The sequence below is a fragment of the Mycobacterium sp. 1465703.0 genome (genome assembly GCF_001672975.1).
In the GTDB taxonomy this organism is placed as follows: domain Bacteria; phylum Actinomycetota; class Actinomycetes; order Mycobacteriales; family Mycobacteriaceae; genus Mycobacterium.
Window position 1 is genome coordinate 16,838 of sequence record NZ_LZKU01000026.1, and the last position, 22,338, is coordinate 39,175.

The window sequence follows — 22,338 nt, forward strand, 5'->3', positions numbered from 1 at the left end:
GCTCGTCCCCCAGCGGATGGCCAGCCCAGGGATCCGCCCTTATCAATGGGCGACAATCAAGCTTGCAATTGATGAACATTCAGCGCATAGTTGCTCCGTGGTGAATGCCCACGTTCGAGCAACGCCAGCCCGTACGCGAGTCGACCGTGGCGACCGGTCGATGATCTCGACGGATCAGCCGTTCGTGGTCAACTGCTCGCGGCCCGCGCCGCTAGCACCGGCACTGCACTACTTTGGCCGCGAACGGGGACGACAGGATCGGGCCGCAACCTGTGTTGAGCCTGCATGACCGTGGGTACCACGCCGACGCGTCCCGCCTCGTGAAAGGAAACAAGGGGAAGTCGATGAGCCAGAACCGTGCCGATGTGGTGATCGCCGGGGGCGGACCGAACGGGCTGATGCTTGCATGCGAGCTTGCCCTGGGGGGAGTCCAGCCCGTCGTGCTTGAGCGGCTACGCGCACCGAGCGACGAAATCAAGGCAAACGGCCTTGTCGGACAAGTGGTTCGAGCCCTTGATATCCGTGGGCTTTATCACGAATTCAGCGGCGATCCGCAACCGCCGAGGGCGTTGGATGGGTGGATGTTCGCTGGCATCCCGGTCCGATTCTTGGGTGTGCCCGATAACCCGATGTACACGCTGCCGATACCACAGCCGCGCTTGGTCGCGCTTCTTGAGAGGCGGGCACACACCCTCGGCGTGGACATCCGGTGGGGGCATGAACTGACTGGAATCGCCGGCAGCGACGGCGAACTCGAGCTAACCGTGACCGCGGAGGGGAAGGTCTACGAGATCGGCGCCACCTACCTCGTGGGCGCGGACGGCGGTCGTAGCTTTGTCCGCAAGAGCGCCGGAATCGATTTTCCGGGCGTCACAACTCTGACGGTCTCTCGGATGGCCGACGTGCACGTCGCCGATGAGCTGCGCACTGCCGACGGCGGTATCCACATTCCTGGCTTCGGCCCAATTCCATTGGGGCGGCCCACTAGAACTGATGGCGGGACCTTCGTGTTCTTCGATCTGTATGGCAGCACTTGGGTGGCCACCGCGGAGTTAGGCACCGGGCCAAGCGACGAGACACCGATGACCCTGGAGGAGTTGCGCGAAAGCGCGCGGCGAGTGTTGGGCGTCGACTTGCCGTTCGAGCCGCCGCGCGGTCCTGGACCGCACAGGCTGCGGCGCATCGTCGGCCAGAATACGCGCCAGGCCGACCGCTATCGCTCCGGAAACGTTTTTCTGGTGGGGGATTCGGCGCATGTGCATTCCCCGATTGGAGGGCCCGGGCTGAACCTCGGGCTACAGGACGTCATGAACTTGGGTTGGAAGCTGGCCGCCGCCGCCAAGGGTATCGCACCGATTGGACTGCTTGACACCTATCAGAGCGAGCGCCACCCGGTCGGGGAAAGAGTCATGATGCATTCGTTGGCGCAATTGGCGCTCACCTTGCCCGCTCCTGAAATAAGCGGTCTGCGTGACCTTTTAGAGGAGCTCCTGCAGGTTCCAGGCGCTGCCGAGCACGTAGCGCACTTGCTGGCGGGCTCCGATGTCCGCTATGACGTCGGTGACAACCATCGGCTCGCCGGCCGGTTTCTCCCCGATCTGACGCTAGCCGACGGGCGACGCGTCGCCGAATTGCTACATCACGCGCGTCCCGTGCTGCTCGACTTGTCAGGTGGGCATGCCGTCGCAGCAGCGCAGGATTGGCAGGGGCGAATTGAGGCACTCGTTTCGGCGATTCCGGATTGCCCGCTATCCGCGCTGTTGATTCGGCCCGACGGCTACGTTGCTTGGGCAGCCGACGCATTCGAAAGTGGTGATGACATTCGGTTACGCGCCGCTTTGCGGCGTTGGTTCGGCGAAGGTGGCACCAGTGCCTAGCGGCCGCTGCCCGGCCCCTAAAGCTGCGCACGAACATTTTGGCGGTTTTGGCCAACAAATTACCCGAGACCAGTTACAGTCTGATGAACATTCATCGTGCCGTGCGGGTCGACGTGCCGCAGCCGGCGGTGGCGGAAGACCCAAAACGCATTAACGGTTCGGCCCTTCTGGTCGACCACGATCGAGTCGCAAAGGAGCGGTGAATTGGGATATTTGGATGGCAAGGTCGCGATCGTAACGGGCGGCGGGCGTGGCATTGGTCGCGCTCACGCATTGAAGCTGAGCCGAGAAGGCGCGGCAGTGCTCGTCAACGATCTGGGTGCGGCTATCGACGGTGAGGGTGCTGTCAGCAGTGGGCCTGCGGCCGAGGTGGCCGAGGAAATCATCGCGGCGGGCGGCCGCGCTGCGATTGATACCACAGACGTTTCTGATTGGGACGGGGTTGGCGGATTGGTGGAGGCGGCGCTCGACGCCTTTGGACGGCTGGACATCGTGGTGAACAATGCCATGATCGCGCGGTTCTGCACCATCGATCAAGTGACCCGTGATGATTGGGAGCGCACGATTGCCGTCGGCTTAAATGGCACTGCCGCAGTGTGTCATTGGGCATCGGCGCACTGGCGCAAACAAGGGCCTGAAGCCGGCCGCCGGATTATCAACACCTCGTCAGCTGTCGGACTGACACCAATGGGAAACAACCCGATGTATGTGGCGGTCAAGGCGGGTGTAGCCGCGCTGACCATCGCTTGCGCTGTCGAGCTCGCTGACCTTGGCGTTCGGGCCAATGCGTTGGCCCCGGTCGCGCGCACCCGCGTCAGCGAATTCGTTGCAGGTCCGCTAATGAGCCAGATTCCAGAAGGATTCGATCGCATGGCGCCGGATCATGTGGCCACTCTCGGGGCTTTCCTTGCATCGCCCCTGTGCCGATTCACCGGAAGGGTATTCGGGGTCGTCGGCGATGACGTGACAATCTTCGAGGGCTGGTCCGCCGAGCGCCACCTCGACAACGACGAGAAGCCGTGGACAGTCGAGGCCCTCGCTGCGGTGCTGCGGGACGTGCCCCTCCAACAGGACGGTTGGACGCAGGCCATCAAGGGCAAGCAGCCACATTTTACGCCCCCGCATGCGGCGCTCGAACAACTCGCTGCTGTCGAGAACGGGTGACCTGCAAAGCTTGTGAGCTGATTTGCACGGGCGGTTTTTAGCACGGGCGCGAACGTGTGTCCGGTGGTGCGGCAGTCAACGTCAGGGCAGCGAGTCGGTCGTTCAGGCAGGTGGCCGGCTGCCGATCTTTCCGCGCGTCGCTGCTGGCGACATATGAGTTCTGGACAGCCGTCATGAGAATAAGACTGCTGATTTATTGAGCTATGCGGGCATCGCGTCCATGCAGGGACACGATGTATCACGTGCGGACCGACCTGAAGTTTGATTCGCGGAGCGTGAAGCTATCTACAACGTGGAGGGTTACCCGCGGTCCGCCTCCGCGACGGCCCCAGTCGAACTTGGCGATCGCTGACCAGCCCTCCAAGTGAGAAGCGCGAAGACCACGTCGTCGGTGAGTACTCAACGGCGCGCTCACCGTAGCCGAGATCCACGACTGCCTAGTAGGTAGATTCCAACGCCCACAGTCGATTCCACAACGAGCAGGTTGCAGCGGTACCGTCGCGCCGTCCTGTCAATCGCCACGAAGGTCTCGGCTTGATTGTTGGGCATGAAATACACCAATGCTGGCGAGCGCGGTGAACGCTGCAGGCTCTATAGATCCGGTCATGACGAGCATGCTTGCCATCGGCGCCGGCCGTAATCAGAAAGATGCGGTGCGATGGCGGAAACGAAGGTAAGTGGATTTCCCATGACGTCCACGCCAGTACCGGCACCTGTGGTGCAACGATTAAACGGACACAACTGCGCCTTCCAAACGCAGAGCGGGCACCGCATTGTCCGGGCGCGGAGCCCCGATGATCACTAGTCTCTCGGTGGGGCGATCGGCATACTGTTCGCTTCGCTGCTTGGCGACAGCCGAAGGTGACTAGGTTGCGATCTCGATGACTGTGCGGTGGCGGCATCGTGCCAGGGGGAGGCTGACCGAGATGCACTAATTGACAACGTCGTCGGTGAGCCATCGGCGCATCTCATTAGCGCGTTTCGTGAACTCTTCTGGGGCGGCGATGAGGTCAGCCAATCGTGCTCCGTGTTGGCCACCCGCTCCAGCTGTGTGAAGTTGCACCGAGAGCCTCACGAGTTCCTCACCGCCCGCGTCTACGATTGCGGCTCAATCACTTCGGGTTGCGGTGTTTGTCTGGTTTGGCGCAGATGCGAATTCCCTAACCGGGCACCGCCGCGATGGCGGGGTGGGTGTGGTGGTCGGTGTGTCCCTCTGTGAACAGTCCGGACAAGACTTCGCGTGCACGCGCCTCCCCGCGCTCCACGTTCTGCGGGTCCCGGCCGGCTTCCACGTCGTCGACCATCTGGCTTAGCAGACGGCGGAGCATCACCACGCCCTTGTCGGTGGTCGCCAACGTCTCCTCGGAGTGCTGGGTGATCGAGCCCTGCGAAGTTTGGGCCTCCATGTCGCCGGGGTAGCGCTGGGCATCCTCTTCGGTCATTTCCCAGAAATACTTGCCATTTTGCTTGATGCCCAGAGCAATGCGCATCAGGCGCTCAATGCTGGTCGCTCGGACGGCGACGAAGCTCCTGAACGACGTGTCATCACAAGGCACGGCCCAAATGAGGCAGTCGTGCGGCTGATCTATCCGCAGCTTTACGAAATCTGGTAAGGCGACGATGTTGGGGAGGTGGCATTCGGTGGTCCACACCAGTTTTCGGGACCCACCATCGGGATCCTCTTTTTGGAAGCTCTGACGGTAGAGCGCACCGTGTTCTGACTTTTCGTACACGATGGCCCCCGGCAACGCGTAGGGGTCAAAGAATGACACGGGGAACCCATCTGCCTCGCCGGCGCCCTCGAATTGAGGGCCGCTGTGTGTGTAGTGCAGCCACGAGGCATGCACGGGGTCCATCGCATTTTCAAAGGACTGCAACCAGTTGCACTCGGTCAATAGACCCGTGACGTTCATGCCTGGCACCGGGATTTCGCTGAATAGTTCCTCTCCCTCGCCGAATTCCTCGAGCATCCGGTAGCGCGGTAGGGGGGGCTTGTGTTCGGGTGGGCCCATGTAGACAAACACCAGCCCGTAGCGTTCTTCCACGGGATACCACGGTTGGCGGGCAGCGTCGCGGCGCCGGCCACGATCGGGTTCGCACGCCTGCTCCAGGCAGCGACCCTGCACATCAAACTTCCAACCGTGATAGCAGCAGCGGATACCGTCCTCCTCGATGCGCCCGTAGTACAGGCTGCTGCCCCGATGCGCACACCGTTCGAACACCACTCCTGCGCGCCCGCGTCCATCGCGGAACACAATTAAGTTTTCGCCCAACACCTTTGTGCGGTGTGGCACGTCACTTGTCAACCCGTTCGAGGACGCGATTGGGTGCCAATAGCGGCGCAGCGCCTCACCCATCGGCGTGCCGGGGCCTACCTCAGTCAAGCGCGCGTTGTGCGACGACGGAGGACGGCCATAGCCCGTGCCGGTATCTGGCCCAGACGATGTGGTAGTCAACGTTGACCCCTTTCAGATCAGGCCGGGTCGGCGCCCGGCGCGGGCATCGATGCGAATGGATTGGCGTCGATGATCTCTTTGGCGACCAGTTCGCGTTCTGCGACCTCGGCACGTAGGAACGCAACGGCGAGATCGGTTGTGGCATCGCCATAGCGGGGTGTCATGTCGAATTCATGATCCTGGCCGGCGAAAATGTGTAGTTCGCTTCTGACACCCGCCACGGCGAGCGCCTCGAAGAGGCGCAGGCTAGCGACAGGCGATACGAATCGATCGGCTGCGCCGTGAACGAGCGCCGTTGGCGGGAATCGGGCATCGATATGGGTGAGTGGGCTCGCGCCTGCGGCGGCCTCGGCGGTCGCGTCGGGTCCTAGCAGCATCTGCGCGGGCATGTCACCGGCTGACGGTGCCAACGACATCGCGGCCGGCGGGTAGTAGGCGATCACTCCGCTGGCAACCGGCGTCGAGTCGTTGGCGAGGGTATCGGCACCCAGCAGGGCGAGTTGTGCGCCTGCGCTGTGGCCTTGCAGCACGATTCGCCCAGTGTCTACGGCAAATTCGCCGGCGTGCCGGTAAGTCCATCGCAGCGCCGCACGCACATCGTCGAGCTGAGCTGGCCATGGTGCCGTGTCCAGCAACCGGTAGCCGACGGCGATGGCGGTGATGCCCCGTGCGGCCAGCGCCTGGCATCGTGGGTGCACCACAGCGCGGTCGCCATGAAGGAAGGCTCCTCCATGTAGGACCAGGACAGCTGTGTGCAAATCAACTGCGGCAGTTGGTCTGACGATATCTAGCCGCTGGCGGGCGTCGGCGCCTGCGATGTAATCGAAGGTCGAAAAGCTACCCATCGCCGCGTCAGCCGATCTGTGCTTCGCGCAGGCGGGGGATGACCTCGCGACCATACAATTCATGGGTGCGGCGTAATTCGTCCGGGTCGAAGATGTTGAACGTGGTCAGAAAGTTTCCGACGCCAGCGGTGGTGCATTGACGAATGATCTCATCGGCTACCTGCTTCGGAGACCCGTAGATTAGCTCGTCGTTACTGATCGGAGCCTCACCCGCATCCGGGATTTTTGCGGCCTCGGCGCTTACGCGGAAGAACTCCTGGGTGCCTCGCTTTGCCGCGGCGCCAGCCTGATCGCGTTCAGAATCGTCCGTGACGACGGTGACGGCACGCCGGATCGCGACGCGGTCGGGCCCGGTCGGCATTCCCGCCGATTTGGCGCCTTCCTGGTAGGCCTCGACTACCGCTGTCAGTTGTTCGACGTCGGCGAAGCCGGTGCACATCTTCACCCCGCGCTGCCCAGCGCGCCGTGCCGAGTCCGGGCTGGTCGAGGCGGTCCATACTGACGGCGCGGACCGTAGGAAACTCGGTGTGAGCCGCACGTCATCGAACGAGAAGTGCTGGCCCTGATGCGACACGAGTGGCTTGGCGATCGCCGCCTGCAGTACGTCGAGTGTTTCGGCATGCACTTGTGCCGCGTATTCACGGGAAATTCCGACGACGGCCAGTTCTGGAGGAATGCCGCTGACGACGCCCATCTCTAAGCGTCCTTCGGTGAGGTGATCGAGCATTGCAAACTCCTCGGCTACCCGCCAGGGCGTGGCATACGGCGACACCGTGCCGAGCACACCCAGGCGCAGCTTCGTGGTGCGCGCCGCGAGGTGGGCGATCACGAGATTCGGTGAGGGACTGTATCCCGGCCCGAAGTGATGTTCGCTGAAGAAGATGCCCTCCCATCCGAGCGCTTCGTCGTCAACCCAGAGGTCGAGGTAGTTCTTGTACTGCTGGTGAATGGCGGCGGGGTCCTCGCGGCGGGCAGGATCGTGGATCGAATGGAAGAACTCAAAGAGCCAAGGCTTGATCATTGTGGTCTGGTGCCTCCGGATTTGGCTGACTTGCAGCGGTTTTCGGGCTGGGATAGTTCAGAGCAGTGTTTGAACCTGCTTCAGCGCCTCCTCGGCGACGTTGTTATCGGTTGCGCCATCGGCGCCACCAACGCCGATGCCGCCGATGACCTCGCCATCTACTGAGATCGGTAGTCCACCGGGGGCTGGAAGGAGCTGCGGATCCACCACGTGGGGCGGCGAAATGGCCATCTGCGGGTCAGCCGCGAACTGGGCGAAAAGAGTCGTGGGCATTCCGGTAACCGCCGCCGTGTAGGCCTTGCGCCGACTGGTCTCGATCGCCATAGGTCCCGCTCCGTCGTCGCTGAGAATCACTTTCGTGATGCCGCTGCGATTGACGATGGAAACACTGAGCCACAGCCCTTTCTTGCGTCCCAGGTCTATGGCAGCTTGAGCAGCGGCATGCGCCGCCTCATAAGACAGGGCCTCTCTCAACCGTGACTCCTTACGTTAGGACGGCGCGAAGGACTCGTAACCGCAGTGAATGATGATTATTCATCTCGAACAGTACTGACGCGTGACGCTACGCGAGCTGCAGCGGCTAGTCAATGAGTATTCATCAAGAGATCGAGGGGTCGCGGCGACTTGACGAGGATTCGCCGCACGGTTGATCGTCGTGCGTGGCAGGGGGGAACCCAGCATTCGCCGCCGGCGCAGACATTTCGAATGTTTGTCCGTGTATCGAGCTCGCTGGGTTAGCCTCTGGTCTTTGACTTGCGCGTAAGGGGTGGCCTGTACTGTCATTCTGCGTACCACCCAGCACAACTGCGACGAATGCGAGTTCGCGGCCGCGTCCAGTCGTATAGCAAAGCGGGCCAACCGATCTCATTGATTGAGTGGGTCGCTGTGCGCCGGGATCCTGGGGACTGGCGCGGTCGGTTATTGGCGAGGTAAAGCGGTGCCTGGAGTTTTACTTTCTGGCTGGACCTGGACGGGGGCTTTGACGTGGGCGCCACTGTGGCGAACTTCGAAGCTCACGTCGTGGGGTTCGGCAGCCAGCCACATGTCGAATGGATGTGGCCACCCGATATGCTCGCCCGCGCGCTCGCACTGCGCAGGCGGACAGTCGATTACGTTGAACGCGGGATTATCCCGCCGCAATGGGGATCTGCGCTCAATGGGAAGCCGTCGGCGATGAGGTCTGGGGCGATCTCACCGCGCTGCTGTCGTTGACGGGCATTGGTCAGCAACGGCGCCAACCGCTCGACGAGGCGGGCGTGGTCTTGGTCTTGAAACCATTCGCGGATCAGGGCACTACCCCAAGTGCTTTGTTCGCTGATGTAATGGATCAAAGCGGTCATCACGTCGATGAGCGGCACGTCGCTCTCCGAAACGCTCCGGCTGGTGTTCATCCAGCGGTCGCCGAGCGCCTCGAATAGGCCTTTTTTGCCGCCGAAGTGATAGGTGATGAGCTGGTGGGCAACGCCGGCGCGTTCGGCGATTCGCGTCACCCGTGCACCGTCGTAGCCGAAGCTACCGAACTTTCGGTGGCCGCGTTGAGGATCAGCTGGCGGGTGCGCGGGGTTTCGGTGCAGGCCGGGGTCCTCGGAACAGCGTCGTCGCTGTGGGCTAGCGGTCGTCTCCGACTGGGCTGAACCCTCGCTCGCGGGCAACCGGGTTTTGCCGGCCATGGTGCGGCGCGTCGGTCTACTGGCGCTTAAGCCCTTGGCGGACCGTCAGGATGCACTGCGACCCGGCCGTCGGTGCCGTCGAGTGTCAGGATCATCCGAGTGCCCGGCAGGCACTTCTCTACGCCAGTTTCGTCCTCGACGTCGCGGCCACACCGATCGAACGCGTTGAAACCTACGGCCAGGGGCGGCCCCCTCAACCTGGGTGGTTAGCCTCAGTGAAGATGTTGTCTACGCGGTGCCGGTTCAGTGCTCACAACAGCAGCCGTTCAGGCACATGTGCCGTTCAGGCGGTAGTCCCTGCTCTATGGCTTCCTCGCACCAGCCACAGAGCGGCTGGCCCGATTCTTCGCACGCACACGCCATAAATTCCCCTTTGGTCTCGACCATCGCCCGATCTGCTGGCAGACCGGGGCCACCAGCAATACATCACTGTGACGAAGTACCGCGGTGGCATGGGTATCGCAGGCGCGTGAGATTGACGGCTCATCGACCATTGGAATTGGCTTCGCGGTAGGGCCCATAGGCTGGGTGCGACTGGCAATCGAACCATGAACCGCCCGGCACAAATTGGCACTTCCAACGTCCCAAAGCGAGCGCCAGCGCACCTCATCGAACCACTTTCGATTGCGCTCGCCGGCACCTAGGCCGCGGGTCATGGACGACCGTGGGCTGAAAGTCATTTTCATCCAACGCCTTTCGGTAGTAGGCGGCGGCAGCGTCGATATCGACGCGGCTAATTCATGTCGATCAAGTAGGCGCCCGCTGAGCCTGCGCCGAACGCGTTCAAACGGGGAGGCGAGAAAGATTATCGCGCGTGTTAAAAACCCACGCGAAGTCAGGTTACATCCGCTTACCCTTGTTACCGCCGGGTATTTTTGGGTGAAATTGTGAGAATATAGACAGTTGATTGGCGTAGACAGTTTTGTAATCGACATGATAGTGGCGAGGGGCCTATATCTCGGTACGAGATAGCAACGGAGAGTGCAGCTTTCGAGTGCAGTGCCATGACGATCAGGCCTGGAAGTGTCACGCTCTTCGCTGGCGCTGCCACAGTTATGAATAATGTAACGCGTTACAGTTAGGAAAGGAAACCATCAGTATTTCTGTATGCAGCATTGTTTATTCGCAGCTCAGCGAAACGTACAAACCGTTCGTGCTTTCTGATAGGAATTAGTGGAGGCGGCGAACACTCGGCACGCCAGGCGATCCTTACCGGCGTTGCGTGAGCGCGGGCATGGGCGAGTTTGGCATGGCCTTCCCAGCGCCGACTGAATCTCGGTTACGTTTGCATCCTGCCAACCGGTGTCAGACTGGCTTCGCGAGGTAAGCGTGAAATTGGCCGACGGGACCGAACTGTTCTTCAACCATTGCGACGAAGTTGAGATACGACCCGCCGGGGAGGACGACTATCCGTGGCGCGGTGCGAGGGCTGACGGTCCCGTGGCTTTCGAGCGGAGCCATGAACTACTCGGAAGTCCGCCAAGTGTCTCGCGAGAACCGTCAATGACGAGATGGGACACCGTAACCGGTCTGCTGCAGCACGTTTCATAGTGTGGCGTACCTTACCGGTAACCCTGCATATCGAATGGGTGATTTTCGCGGTGCGGCGACTCGTTCTTGTTCCCTGATTAGCCCGTAATCGACTCTGGTCCTTGAAATATGCTTTATCAGCGGCAGCGGATTTCACCTTCGGCGAGGCGGCGCCGGAGGACTTCGCCGACGATGCGATCTTCGATATCGGCCCTGTGTTCTTCCTTGCGGGACCGACCGGCGCTGACCAGTTCGCCGCCCGGAAGCCGGGCGTCGCACCATCTGTGCACGGTGTGAACAACTTTCGAGTTAATGCAGTGGAGCGTCAGCTCGGCCGGTAGTTGTGCCGCCACGGCGACGCACCGCAAGAATCAGCAAGGGTCCATTGTCCGCGCCTCGTCGCGCCTAAACATCGCCGCTAGATCGGATCCGTCAGCACACCTCGGAGCGAACCCGCGCTGACGCCAGCACCGGTGCACCATTTGCGTATGAGCTCCGCGGTTGGCGCTGTAGGTGATTCGATCTGGGCCTCAGCCTTACGCAGTGGGACGGCCGATCAGGGCCATTCCGTAGTCACCACCGTTCGGTGCACGCATGATGGTATGCACGTGGTCGAGAAGCGGTTTCTCGAGAGGTGAGTCCAGCATCAATGCCGGATGATGATCGTACTCGATCCAGATGGTGGGGCCGTGCACCCGATAATAGAATGGCAAGCGCTCCGGGTCACCGATCCAGGCGATGTGTATCTCGTCCAAATGTGCTTGAATTTCTTCCCACCGCTGTTGCTTTCGCCGAGGGGGGAAGCGCTCAAGATACACGTTGATCAATTCGACCAGTAGTCCAAGCTGCTCGGTCGAGAGCTCACTAGCCGAGAGACCTTCGTACGGGACGACGCGATTGTCTCTGCCAGCGCCACCGATGTGGCGCCCGTCGATCGGCCCTCCTAATTCGGGCGGCAGATCTTTGGAGTTCATCGAGGGGAACAAGATAGCTCGTTGACGTTGCTTGCCGGTCAACGTCCTACCCAATTTGAGCGCGGCGTCACCCTCTGCGTGAAACAACGAAAGGCCTTGGTAAGGGCCAGATTTGATATCACGGATCTCAGCGCCGAGAAATAGCGGCTCAAGTATTACCGTGCCGCCGGCGATCGTGCAGTTGATGTCGATGTGGGTTCCCATGATCTGCCAGCCCCATGGCTCGTTGCTGGACGGCTCGCCGAAGATGGTGAACCACAGAGACCATTCGCGAAAGGTGTCGGTGTAGATGTTCAGGATTCCACCGAGTGCATCGTTGATGCGCATGCAATTACGCACAAGGTCGTAGCCGGATGGACTCAGGCAGTGCTTCACGATGGCCAGCGCTGCCTCTTGTTGTTCGGCGCGCATGTCGTCGAGCAACACACCGGCTGGCATGTATACCGGCGCGGCGTTGAACCAACTTCTGCGATGCCAGCTGTCGAACGGCTGTTGGACGTATTGGCGGTAGTCAAGTTGGTCGACGAGGTCGAGGAACTGTTTCACAGCGCCCACGATCGCATCGGTGGTTGAATCTGGTTCATTTGTAGCCAAATACAAGTCACGTAGCGCCTCGCCACCCGTCGTCAGTCCGACGAACGGCTCCGTGGCCCCTGATCGCATTAGCTCGACCACTTCGGACGGCGCGTTCATTAGGACCCCGTGAAAGGGCCTTAGCTCGCCGAACGGAGCCAGCTGAACGGTGTAGCCGTCATAGGTGCGGGGCCACGCGGTCATTGATCTCCTCTGTGTGGCTACCGGGATCTTTCGCGAAGGTCGTGATCCGCTGGCGATGAACGTTTGTCAATCATCTGAAGCATAAAAGATTTAGCGTCCTAGTGGTAGGGGCCAATAGACCGTATGATGGTCCATTGGCCCCAGATATGGACTGCCGTATTATGCTTTCGATCCGGCCCACGGCGCGGCCACGGCTGTTCGGAGAGTATCGAACATGTTAGGGATCGACGAGCCCCTCGGTGCGCCGAGCCCAAGCTCGTCGTTCACCCTTGAGCGCACGATGCATACCGTTGTCATTGAGCTACGTGGACGGTTGAAACCGAAATATCGACGGAGCCCAGAGTCGCCTAGTCCGTATTGTGGGCCATCGTTCTGTCCGGGGTCGGTTCGCCAGTTGGGTGGCACGCATCAGCGGCGGGTCGGACAAGTGCGCTAAACCAACCTCGGTGGCGTCGACGTTGCAGCCCGGACGAGTTGGACACCGTAGTCGTTTCCGTTTGGAGTGCGAACGAGGGTGTGGATGTGGAATCGTTCACATTCCGGGTTCGACAGTGCGAGTCCTGAATTATGGTCGAATTCGACTATGATGACTGGGCTTTGGATACGGTAGTAAAAAAACCTCGTCGTCGCCGGTACCGCCGATCCAGCAGAACCACGTGTCATCGAGATGTTTACGGACGTCGGCACTACGAGCGGCGAGTGGACCTTGGGGCTGATAGTCGAGGAAGAGCTCGATGATGTCCACAAGCCGGCCGCGTTGCACTTCGGTGAGATCCCGGGCGTTGACGCCTTCGTGGGGACTATTGTCTTGGAAGCAGCCACCGAGGTGTAGCTCGTCGCCGACGGCGATTCGGCCGGGCGGCATGCTGGGATCGCGCTTGTTATGAAAAAGGATTGCCTTCCTGGCCTGATCTGGTGTTAATGACTGCACCAGGTCCAGGGCCCGTGCGATCTTGGTCGAGGAACACGATCGTCCCCGCATATTCGCCCTCGTCGACCTCGTTGGGGCTCCGCACCAAAGAACACTGGGGTGAACACCTGCTGCGTTCCGAGAAAAAGCGTGTTCAGACATACGTGGTGTCCCCAAAAGTTCCACCCCCATGGCTGCTCGAGCGATGGTGTCCCGAAGATATTGATGTTGCAGCTTCCGAAGTTGATCGCGTTTGGCACGCCGATCTTGCCCAGAAATTCATTGATCCTCATCAGGTCAATGGTTTTGCGGTAACCCTTCTCGCTAACGGCCGCTTTGATCAGGGCCAGAACCAACGCAAGTTTCGACGCCTCGAGGTACTCGAGGCGCAAATGATGTTGCCATCGGACGTGATCCCCTTGAACGATGTCGTCTCGAAGAGCTCCATCCAGCGGTTGATGGCGTCGCGACGGATCGGCGTACGCCGCATCACGTCGGCGTATTCGAGCGGCGTGAGCTTGTCGAGTCCGGCGAGTAGCGGATGTTGGGGATACACGAACTGCCTAAAGCGCGCGGCCATTCATCGCCTTCCAGCACAAGAAACTTGACCGCACAAAACTAACGCGGGGTCTGGATTGCGGTCAAGCAGTCCACTTTGTGGACCACACGTCTACCGGGGCTGATGCTTGCATCGCCGCGTTAGGCGCGTGTAGGTCAATCGGGGCCGGCCGGTTGAACACTTGCGGCCTGCGCACCACAACTACCGTGGCAGCTGCCCGCAAACTCGTCGAGGACGGCGGCGCCGTGGCTCTGCTAACCGCCCAATGGCACACCGCAGATCAGCGCCAGCCTCTCATTTCTCGAAGATCACGGCGTACGGTTATCGACTCGTCGCACGAGAGGATCGTCTCCTACCGCCGCGCTGCGACACAACCCGTGCGGTGACATTGCACAGAATGCCGTGTATAACATCAATGTCGTGGGCCCCTGCGCTAATGACTGCCGTGGGGCAAAAGCGCTCTTGCCGGCTCCAATCCGAACTCCTTGCCGAGGCAGTGCCAGAGCTACGCAGGCTGGGCTGGTCCATGTTCTATTACGCCCCAGATATTGGCGTGCAGGGCAGCATCGAAGCCGCTGTCATCGCCGCGATGTGAGTTGCAACCCCACCCACCAGGGATTGCGGCCTGGGTTAACGGATCCATCGAAAATGGTTGCGGCAGACGGTGATCCGAACGCGTCCCCTGAGCGTTGCTGCACGGTGGCGTTGGCACTCCCCGCGCGATCCGCCTGCCTCCCTATTCAGCATCGCGTCGGCACATTATGCGGGCACCCAAGGGGGCGATAACGGAATATAGACACTTAGCAAACGGTCATGGAGAGCAAGGGATACCGAGAGTGGGGCAGAGATTACAGTGATAAACCAAGAGCTCGTGGACTTTTTGCTGGAATACGACGCATGGGCTGAGCCCCATGTCGACGTGCTCAGCAAAGATACCAACGTTTCTGTGTTGGATGCTTACGCGCTGCAATTCGAATGTATGCGCCGCCGGGTTGAACGCGGGAACCGGATCGTTGGGTATAAGGCGGCGGGGACAGGGCGGGCAGCTAAGGCAGTGCTACCCGGAATGCCCTTCCCGGTCGTGGGGACGCTGTTGGCCTCCAACCTTGCCCAGGATGGCGCAGAGTACGCGATCAAGTCCGGCTCGACGTATCTCGAAGCCGAAATCGCTGTGCGGTTGGACGCCGATCTCGAGGGCACCCATGTCAATGCGTTCGATGTCGCCAAGGCCGTCGGCGCGTTGTGCCCCGCGATAGAGATCGCGCCCTGGTCACCGAGCACCGTTGCCAAGCAGCGCAGTGAGCAGCACGCAATCGCGACTCAAAAAACCGATGGGCTCATCGTGGTGGGAACACCGCGAGAACCCGGCAGTGTCGCCGACCTCCGGGTGGAAGCGGCGATTATGGAGGTGGACGGCCAGAACCTCGCTTCGGGTGCCGGCGTGGAGGCGATGGGTCACCCGTTCAATGTGGTGGCCGCGATCGCACGTCACCTCGCCGAGTTCGACCTCGGTCTGAAAGCAGGGATGCTGGTGATGACGGGATGCCTCATTCCCCCGCTGACGGTGGACGAAGGTGCCGCGAGTGCAAGGGCGACGTTTTCTTCATTGGGGACTGTCGGAGTGCGGTTTACTGCCCAAGGCGCACGGTGATGGACGGCGAGCGTTCGGTGAACTGGCTAAAAAGCGTCGAGACGGACAGATGGGTTGAGGCGGCCGCTGTGCAGAACTTCTTGTGGACAATGGAGTGCGCCTATTGGGAAGACGTCGATTTCAACGCGGGGAAAGGAGCCGCGGAATTCTACTGTGAAAACGCTATTTTCGATGTCGGGTTTGCCCGGCGGTCGATTCGACGGCAAAGCGGCGATCGCGAAGTTCTATGCTGGCCGTCGGGCGCAAGGACGACGCACCACTCTGCATATCGTCAACAACTTCATTCTCATCGATTGGAGTGCCGACTCCGCACGCCCGCACGCACGCGATCGTGTCGCTCATCGCGGCTGACGGCGAGCCACCCCAACGGTCTGATATTGCGCAATTTCGGACGGCCGCGCAGCGGAGTACGTCAACATTGAGGGGTCTTGGAAGGTCGCGGCCCGAGTCAACGTGCCACAGTTCATCGACGCCACCAAGCGGCTCGTCGAGCGAATCTCTGACGCGGGCAGTGGACGATAGAAACATTCTGAGCGGGGCATCCATCGCGATTTGGCACACCCGCTAATGCCCGGAAGGCTGGTCGTCGACGCGTCCAGCCCACGGTTGAGCGTCGGTGCCCGTCATTCGCCATCTTCCAGCACCGGCTTCGCCATCTGCGACGCGTTCGAAATCCGGTGCTGCGCTCAGCGCTTTCTCAATCGTGCGGCGGATATGCCCGATACCGGTCTCTCGTGCGCGGTCGTCAGCCAATTCTTGATCGAAGTTCGCAGGAGCTTCGCGAGGGAGTCGTCGCCCATCGCCTGGCTGAGCAGCGCAGCTGTGAGCGGCTTGATGCGGTCGACTAGGAAGTCTTGCACGAAGTCCTCGAACTCTAAGTGCGCCAGTGGGAGTAACCTACGCAGTTCTTCCCGCAGAAACTTCTCGACGAGGCCTATGCACCTGCACCAAGATGGCCGAGGTGTTGGGATTCCTCAAACGCTGAGATCATCCGCCCCTCCCCATCGTTGGCCAGCTCAGTCTTCAGACTCGCAAGCGGCGCTGCAATTTAATGCTATTGGCGCGCACTCGCTGACCCGCGGAGGGCCGGCCCGATTAATGTCGCGAGCGTGGGACTAACTCCAGTGGTCACGCAAAAGGAGCTGACCTGGCGTTTTGCAGCGAAGATTAACAAGCTCCCGCGACGCGCCCGAATCTTGTCAAAGTACCTTGGCGTTCTTGTTCAATCTTCGTTGCATCTCGACACCGGCACATCGACTCAAACGTGCTGCCTCCGTTTGGTTTCGAACGCAATGAACGCCGGCAGTACGTAGAAGAGCACAAACCCGGGGCGGCATACTGCATGCAAGCCAGACGGCCGACGGTCAGGGCCACTCCAGGATAGTCCCGTGGTGGAACTAGCCGATATCCCGCCGCGTACCGATTCGATGCCGGACGCGGCGGGCTCTCAAAGGCGGACACTTATGAGATGTTGGCCGGTGGTTGATGAGGGCTTGACGCCCGGTCGTGGACCGTGCCGTTAGTGCTGAGTTGGTCGCGTTGGAGATGTTTGAACACGTGGCGAACGATGCGACGTTCGACGCGGCGGATGGCTTCAGCATGGGTGTCACCCGACTCGCGACGCGCTCGGTAGTAGGCCTCAGCGGGCGCACCGTGACGAATTTGGGTCATTGCGATGCGGTAGAGGGCGGCGTTGATTTTCCGGTTCCCGCCCTTGCTCGCCTTGATGCGTACATTTCTCGGACCTGACGAGTGCGGGACGGGGGCCACGCCAGCATGACGAGCGAAGGCGGCTTCGTTGCGAAATCGTCCAACGCCAGCTGTTTCGCCCACGAGTTTGGCCGCGGTTAGTGCCGCGCATCCGTACACGCTAAGTAATGAGGGTGCCGCCAGTCGCACACCTGCAGCGATACGCCTTTCCAGTATCTTGAGCACTTCGGTGACGGCGATGATTTCGGCCACCTCGTCACGAGCGATTTCGGCGACTAACCCGGGTTGGGCTTCGAGCCATATCCGCAGCGCCTCTTGATGTTTGTCATGGCTGAGTGAGCCGGCTTTGGGTGCGTGCAGCGGATCGAGCTCATGCACTCGCCATAGCAGTCGGTTGGTTAATGCGGTGCGGTGCGACACGAGGTCATCGTGGCGGTCGACTAACAGTTTGAGCTCGCGCGAAACCGGGTCGTGGCTGGCCACCGGTAAGTCGGGTTCGCGTAAAACCGCCCGCGCCACCGACAATGCGTCAATCGGATCTGATTTTCCCCGACTCCGCGCCGACGCGCGAGTCCGTGCCATCAACCGGGGTGGAACGCGCACCACCCGTTGGCCGGCGTCGAGCAGGTCGCGCTCGAGTCGCATCGACAAGTTGCGGCAGTCCTCGATGCCCCAAACCAGATCGGCGCCGAATGCGCGGCGAGCCCAGGCCAACGCTTTGAGATGTCCTTCCGTTGTTGCCTTAACGGTGAGCTCCGCGAGTTTGCGCCCGCCGACATCGACCCCGACCATCGTGTGAGTGGCTTTATGTGCGTCGACCCCGATGACCGTCATGACAGCAGTCCCTCGCCTAATTTTGCAAAGAAACGACCGGGCGTTGCTCCGGAATGGGCTGCGCGAGTTGGCAAACCGATGATAAGCAGCCCTGGTGCTGGTTATCGTTGCGCCAGCATCTCCGCCGAGCGATGGCATTCCCGTCAGTGGCGCAGCCCGCGGACCGGCAGGAGTGAGTAGGGCCCATACTCGGTGATGAGGTCCGCTCCAGCCTATCGCCATGCCGGTCATGCCGGAAGACCACAGCGGGACTCACTGACCGTTGTCGCCGCTCACCCCGGGGTCGGCAGCCTTGTATGGTGCGCGCCCGAGCCGGCATGACAACGATAAGCCAAACCCCGGGTGAGCGGGGCACGTCAACCGCTTAATGCGGCGGCCAACGCATTTGCTGAGTGACCTCACGAAAGGCCACACCAGCTGTCCTCCACCGAGCGGCAGCATTCTCGTCCCAAGCACAACCTATCGGCCGGCAATCAACTAAGTAGCCCGTCGCGGTGATAGACGTCGTCAGCCTAACTTCGCTTTGGCAGCAGCGGAAGCCACCAGTCATACACCAAAAGCTGTTGCCGCACCGGGACGCCGCATGGGCCGCTGCCGACCCAAAAAATTAGTGCAGGAGAGCGCCTTTGGGCGCTTTAGGCTCGATATATGGCCGTTGACCTGCCTCCGGACCGCTTCGATGACGTCCGGCGAGAATGGATCGCTTACCACCAAGGGTGGTCCACGATCCAGCGCCGCCGTGCCGAACAGCTGGGACGGATCGTGCGTAAACGGCAGCGCATTCGCACCTCGGCGGTACCCGATCCACACGACGACACCCGGATAGATCCGCTGTGGATGCGGGCCACCAAGTCACGGGCCGCGCACGCGGAGCTTGCCTTTGTTGCGGCCGCCGCCGTCATTTTCCCCATCGGGTGGGCGGCAGGGTGGTTGTTGAAGGGCGCGCTGGTCCGTCTGATTCCGCGGACGCTGTGTGGTTTTCCGGTCGCGGCCATGCTGTGGGCTGGGGCGGCGTTAGCGGCGCTGACGCTGCTGATTTCGCAACTCGTCTACGACCCGGCCGGATCATTCGGCCAAGTCGCGGTATTGCCCTGGCTGTGTTTACAGCTCGTCATGATTCCCACGGTCGCCGGTTTTTATGGCATCGCCGAGGGCTGGCTTGCCGTCGAAGGATCTGACCAGTGGTGGCCGTTGACTCCGGTCACAAGGCCGATAACAGCCGAGGACGCGGCGGCCATTTTGGGTGCCTACGACATGACGGGGCCAGGGGTGGTCGACTCCTGGCCGTTGCACGAGCCGGGCGAAAGGACACGACCGTGACCGTGGGCAACACGTCACGCGGTGTTTGCGTCGGGAAGCAGCGTGGCGGCGTCGTATTCGGCGACCAACTTCTCATCTGGAGACAGCTCGGCAATCACGCGTTGGAGCAGCTCGATGCGCCGATCGACGGCCGCGCGGTCCTCCTCGAGCCGGTCGAGTTCTTCGCGCAGCTGCGTGGTGAGCCGCTCTCCAATCTCGTCTTCATCCAGAGGCTGCAACGGGTTCTTACTCTGTTGCACCGATTTGCGACGGGCAAGGATGCTCACCGGGTAGCCACCGACCAAAGCGACGGCCGACGAGCCAGGATGCCATCCCAAAACAGCGTCCAAGCGCAGCAAGGTCGCGACCGTGGGAGTCTTCTGGCTTTGCCGGCCGCGGATTTTGCTCAGGGTGTCGTTGACGGGGCCGCCGCGCCGACGAATCTCCGCCTTGGACAGCTTCAGCTGCGCCAGCCGAGCGTCAACGAAATAGATGAGACGGTCGATTCCTTCAGCTGGAGCGGTCATATCTCGCACCCTACCGCACCGAATGGTCGAAATCTGATACCAGATTTCGACCCCGGATTTCTGTCACGTCCGAAAGCTAGGGTCGCATCATGAGAATATTGATCGCCTTCGTCTGCATGGGTTTTCTGGGGACGGTGGCCACCGTGCTGGCCGTTGTCCAGGTATTAGCCAGGGCCTGGCCAGCCCTCGTCGTTGTCCTGCTCGCCGTTATCGTGACCGCGCGGCTGCGCAATCGGCGCGCACATAGAGTTGGGGCACCGGTAGCAACCCTGCCTGCGGCCAGTACTGTCACCGGCGGGCCGCTAGCGTCTACCAGCCAGCCGACCTCAGCGCACCCTACAGCCTGGGTGCTTGTCCCGGTGTGGATGAACGCGCAAGGACAGGCATCGCGCCAGCACCCAGTCATCGATGGTGACGTGATCATGGGCGATGGCCGCCATGGCTGAGGGGACCGTGTCGGCTCAAGACTGGATGCTCGAGCAACTACTAGAAGACGGGCCAGCGTTGGCCTCGACCGATCATTCGGCGCCACCGGCGAATCCATCTGACGGTGAGGGACCGACTGACGTCGACGAGGACCTGGGCGATCACGACAACAGCTCCGTCACAGCCGCTGTGGAGGCCGGTACTGGTCCGGCACCGCATGAACTCGACGAACCCACTGGCGGCGGCGAACAGACCGGTCAAGACGTCAATCGTGGGGCGAAGCGAACAGCCGCGTGGCTGGGGTTAGCGGCCGTCGTGGTGGCGATTGTGATCGTGATGGCATTCGTTGGATTTGGCGGCGGCCCCGACCCGGTGACGCCGCCGCAGCACCACGCTGCCATCGCCCCGGTCGCAGCCGTTCCGACAACGAGTGCTGCTGTGCCGCAACAGGATCAAGCCGTGCCGTTTACCCCGTGGACGACCAGTTGCACCCCGGACGGGGGTGCGGGTGAGCAGCTCGCGGCCCGCTCACCGCTGGCGTTGACTGACACCGCGTCTGATTCGGCGTGGGTGTGCGGTCGTGGACCCCAGGAGAGCCGGTTAGATGGCCAAGTACTGCATGTGCAGTTCATTTGCGATCCGTCGCGGCCGAAGTCGGCATGCAGTTACATGCTCAACTCACTGTCGGTTACTCCGGGGTGGGTGGCGAAAACCCAAGGCGGCAAGGATGAATGGTTGCAGCACCGGGTCGTGACCAACTTGCAGTTCAACTTTTTCAACGGCAATGAACTCGTCACTGATCCGCTGCCCGTGGACACACACAGTGTCCACGGGCCGGTGTCGGTGACGTTGCCCAGCAAGGTGCTGGTCTCGCGTGTCGATGTCATCATCTTGCACACCGATCGCCCGCCGGCCAATCCCCTGCCGACCACGCAGGTATCTGGGCCCAGCACCGCCGCGCCCGGCGAGATGCCCCCCAGTGGGCTGGTGGATTCCCTCATCGGAGCCTCTGGCTCTGACCCGGCGGCCCCGCCACCGGCTGATCCGGTCAGTGGCGGCGCCACCAGCAGCCCAGTTGATGCCACCTTCGCGATGAGCCAACTGCAATTCTTCGGCCATTCGCCCAACTAGATGGAACGGCTTGATGAGCACTATCACAATGTCGAGGACCTGGCAGCGCCGCATCAGCCGCGGGCGGGGCCATCTGCGTCAGGCGGCGATGGCGGTCGTGACGCTGTTTGCGGTGTTCGGCTTCGCCGCATCGGTGAAGGTCTTTTTCAGCGCATCCCATCCCGACAGTAGCGACGTCGCCGCGATCGCCCATCGTGTTGATAATCAGCGTGCCGCGGCCGGTCAGTTCGCCGCCGATTTCGTTGCCGCGGTGTTGACCACACCGGGCTCCAAACACTCGACGTTGCAACGCTTCATCACGCTTCCTCAGGCCGAGACGGTTCCTGCAGCCGCGCAGTCGGCTCCGCCGGCGCCAGCGGTCATCAACACTCCCAAGGTGTGGTCGGTCGTGCCCAACGGCTCGGCCGGTGATGTCGACCTGTATGGGGTTGTAGTAGTCGTCCAACAGCGCACCTACGCCTCGGCGGAAGCGAGCACCGCGTTTTACGGTGTGCCCGTGGCGGTTTGGCACTACCAACCTCGCGCAATGGATTGGCCGGTGCCCATGAGCGACCCCGGCTCTGGCGCGGATGTAAAAGAAGGCTACGACCACCCCCTGAGCCCTAGTAACCCGGTGTATCCCGTAGTGAGCGGATTCATCAACACGTATCTGACCGCCACGGCCGGCCTAGACCGCTACGTGGTGGCCGACTCATGGATCAAACCGATCGGCGGCTATCAAAGCGTCGTCATCAAAAACGCCGACACCGCGACCGAGGTTCCTGACGCGCCAGCACCGGGGACGCGCCTTCACCTCCGAGCGCGAGTCATCGCGCAAACATCGCAGTTTGCCACCATCAATTTCACCTTCCCGTTGACGGTAGAAAATAACGGCGGAACTTGGATGATCACGGCCATAGACTTAATACCGCAGCTGAGTGATAACAGCGACCCTGTTCCGGCCGCCTCAAACCACAAGTAGCACAACAAGGAGATCC

General features: G+C 61.4%; 21 protein-coding genes. 8 read left to right on the top strand and 13 right to left on the bottom strand.

The genetic code is table 11. The features are described from left to right. Positions 1–344 precede the first annotated feature (344 nt). Entirely contained in the window at positions 345–1,877 is a 1,533-nt protein-coding gene (locus A5625_RS02180; protein ID WP_066988759.1) for an FAD-dependent monooxygenase, read from the top strand. Between the two features lie 204 nt (positions 1,878–2,081). Next, positions 2,082–3,041 (top strand): SDR family NAD(P)-dependent oxidoreductase, encoded by a 960-nt coding sequence (locus A5625_RS02185; RefSeq protein ID WP_066988734.1) that lies wholly within the window; start codon positions 2,082–2,084, stop codon positions 3,039–3,041. Between the two features lie 1,160 nt (positions 3,042–4,201). On the opposite strand, the gene A5625_RS02190 is transcribed toward A5625_RS02185, so the two are convergent. From A5625_RS02190 to A5625_RS29455, 11 genes are all read right to left on the bottom strand, one after another. Then, positions 4,202–5,398 carry a Rieske 2Fe-2S domain-containing protein gene (locus A5625_RS02190; RefSeq protein WP_197515934.1) on the bottom strand — a complete coding sequence of 399 codons (1,197 nt, stop codon included), beginning with the start codon at positions 5,396–5,398 and terminating at the stop codon, positions 4,202–4,204. Between the two features lie 116 nt (positions 5,399–5,514). Then, positions 5,515–6,405, bottom strand: a complete 891-nt coding sequence (locus A5625_RS02195) for an alpha/beta hydrolase (protein WP_082984223.1) — start codon at positions 6,403–6,405, stop codon at positions 5,515–5,517. Then, the gene (locus A5625_RS02200; RefSeq protein WP_066988737.1) at positions 6,350–7,363 is read right to left on the bottom strand and encodes an LLM class flavin-dependent oxidoreductase; all 1,014 of its coding nucleotides are present in this window, start codon (positions 7,361–7,363) and stop codon (positions 6,350–6,352) included. The genes A5625_RS02195 and A5625_RS02200 overlap by 56 nt, the downstream gene beginning before the upstream one ends. 57 nt (positions 7,364–7,420) lie before the next feature. Further along, the gene (locus A5625_RS02205; protein ID WP_066988738.1) at positions 7,421–7,837 is read right to left on the bottom strand and encodes a heme-binding protein; all 417 of its coding nucleotides are present in this window, start codon (positions 7,835–7,837) and stop codon (positions 7,421–7,423) included. A 635-nt stretch (positions 7,838–8,472) separates the two neighbouring features. Continuing rightward, positions 8,473–9,033, bottom strand: coding sequence for a TetR/AcrR family transcriptional regulator (locus A5625_RS02210; RefSeq protein ID WP_082984224.1), 561 nt, complete (start codon positions 9,031–9,033; stop codon positions 8,473–8,475). Positions 9,034–10,700: 1,667 nt separating this feature from the next. Then, on the bottom strand, positions 10,701–10,916 hold the full coding sequence (locus A5625_RS02215; protein ID WP_066988740.1) for a hypothetical protein: 216 nt from the start codon (positions 10,914–10,916) through the stop codon (positions 10,701–10,703). Between the two features lie 183 nt (positions 10,917–11,099). Further along, positions 11,100–12,314: a DUF3500 domain-containing protein gene (locus A5625_RS02220; protein WP_082984225.1), complete on the bottom strand. Its 1,215-nt coding sequence runs from the start codon at positions 12,312–12,314 to the stop codon at positions 11,100–11,102. Between the two features lie 432 nt (positions 12,315–12,746). Further along, positions 12,747–12,977, bottom strand: coding sequence for a DUF3500 domain-containing protein (locus tag A5625_RS30630; RefSeq protein WP_082984226.1), 231 nt, complete (start codon positions 12,975–12,977; stop codon positions 12,747–12,749). Next, the gene (locus A5625_RS30635) at positions 12,880–13,296 is read right to left on the bottom strand and encodes a DUF3500 domain-containing protein (protein WP_197515936.1); all 417 of its coding nucleotides are present in this window, start codon (positions 13,294–13,296) and stop codon (positions 12,880–12,882) included. The genes A5625_RS30630 and A5625_RS30635 overlap by 98 nt, the downstream gene beginning before the upstream one ends. After that, positions 13,233–13,616 (bottom strand): DUF3500 domain-containing protein, encoded by a 384-nt coding sequence (locus A5625_RS30640; RefSeq protein WP_082984227.1) that lies wholly within the window; start codon positions 13,614–13,616, stop codon positions 13,233–13,235. The genes A5625_RS30635 and A5625_RS30640 overlap by 64 nt, the downstream gene beginning before the upstream one ends. After that, positions 13,565–13,804, bottom strand: a complete 240-nt coding sequence (locus A5625_RS29455; protein WP_066988742.1) for a hypothetical protein — start codon at positions 13,802–13,804, stop codon at positions 13,565–13,567. Before A5625_RS29455 ends, A5625_RS30640 begins: the two co-directional genes overlap by 52 nt. Before the next feature lie 415 nt (positions 13,805–14,219). On the opposite strand from A5625_RS29455, the gene A5625_RS28910 reads away from it, so the two are divergent. Beyond that, positions 14,220–14,378 (top strand): hypothetical protein, encoded by a 159-nt coding sequence (locus A5625_RS28910; protein WP_156747858.1) that lies wholly within the window; start codon positions 14,220–14,222, stop codon positions 14,376–14,378. Between the two features lie 471 nt (positions 14,379–14,849). Next, a complete protein-coding gene (locus A5625_RS02230; protein ID WP_156747860.1) occupies positions 14,850–15,434 on the top strand; it encodes a 2-keto-4-pentenoate hydratase in 585 nt (194 codons plus the stop codon). Positions 15,435–16,895: 1,461 nt separating this feature from the next. Here A5625_RS02230 and A5625_RS02240 read toward each other — a convergent pair. Further along, positions 16,896–17,978, bottom strand: coding sequence for an IS110 family transposase (locus tag A5625_RS02240; protein ID WP_082984228.1), 1,083 nt, complete (start codon positions 17,976–17,978; stop codon positions 16,896–16,898). A gap of 648 nt (positions 17,979–18,626) precedes the next feature. Between A5625_RS02240 and A5625_RS02245 the strand changes: the two genes are divergently transcribed. Further along, positions 18,627–19,298 carry a hypothetical protein gene (locus A5625_RS02245; RefSeq protein ID WP_066988745.1) on the top strand — a complete coding sequence of 224 codons (672 nt, stop codon included), beginning with the start codon at positions 18,627–18,629 and terminating at the stop codon, positions 19,296–19,298. A gap of 14 nt (positions 19,299–19,312) precedes the next feature. On the opposite strand, the gene A5625_RS02250 is transcribed toward A5625_RS02245, so the two are convergent. Further along, the gene (locus A5625_RS02250) at positions 19,313–19,813 is read right to left on the bottom strand and encodes a hypothetical protein (RefSeq protein WP_066988746.1); all 501 of its coding nucleotides are present in this window, start codon (positions 19,811–19,813) and stop codon (positions 19,313–19,315) included. A gap of 80 nt (positions 19,814–19,893) precedes the next feature. Between A5625_RS02250 and A5625_RS02255 the strand changes: the two genes are divergently transcribed. From A5625_RS02255 to A5625_RS02265, 3 genes are read left to right on the top strand one after another with little or no spacing between them, the layout of a single operon-like run. Next, on the top strand, positions 19,894–20,250 hold the full coding sequence (locus A5625_RS02255) for a hypothetical protein (protein ID WP_066988747.1): 357 nt from the start codon (positions 19,894–19,896) through the stop codon (positions 20,248–20,250). Next, positions 20,243–21,361: a hypothetical protein gene (locus A5625_RS02260; RefSeq protein ID WP_156747864.1), complete on the top strand. Its 1,119-nt coding sequence runs from the start codon at positions 20,243–20,245 to the stop codon at positions 21,359–21,361. Before A5625_RS02255 ends, A5625_RS02260 begins: the two co-directional genes overlap by 8 nt. Before the next feature lie 28 nt (positions 21,362–21,389). Continuing rightward, complete coding sequence (locus A5625_RS02265; RefSeq protein ID WP_232003357.1) at positions 21,390–22,322, top strand: conjugal transfer protein; 933 nt, start codon at positions 21,390–21,392, stop codon at positions 22,320–22,322. The last annotated feature ends 16 nt before the right edge of the window (positions 22,323–22,338 follow it).